Raw genomic sequence first — 309 nt, 5'->3', positions numbered from 1 at the left:
CTAAGCACCAACTTGCTCAAAGTTTATTTCTTAATTTCCTAGAATATTCTCGCTTTGTCCGCCGTTGTAATGCCCTCTTACCGAGTATCCAAGTCATTCGCCAAGCACTCGTCTTTAAAGAGGTTGAAGGAATTAGTGTATCCATTATTGACAGCTTCCCCATTCCTTTGTGTCAGCCTATTCGTAATTTCAGAAGCAAAGTTCTTGGAGATTATGCAAATGTTGGCTACAATGCTACAAAGGGACAGTACTTCTATGGATGTAAATGTCATGCTTTAGTCAGTGAATCAGGCTATGTCATAGACTACA

Annotated in this window: 1 protein-coding gene; it reads left to right on the top strand. The window is 39.8% G+C overall.

Features of this window, described 5'->3' with window-relative positions:
- A partial coding sequence (locus QR64_RS26245) for a transposase (RefSeq protein WP_318025586.1) occupies positions 1–309 on the top strand: 309 nt, incomplete at both ends.

The organism is Rhodococcus sp. Chr-9 (assembly GCF_000801125.1).
In the GTDB taxonomy this organism is placed as follows: Bacteria; Actinomycetota; Actinomycetes; order Mycobacteriales; family Mycobacteriaceae; genus Rhodococcus; species Rhodococcus pyridinivorans.
This window is presented reverse-complemented; position numbering and strand designations above follow the sequence as displayed.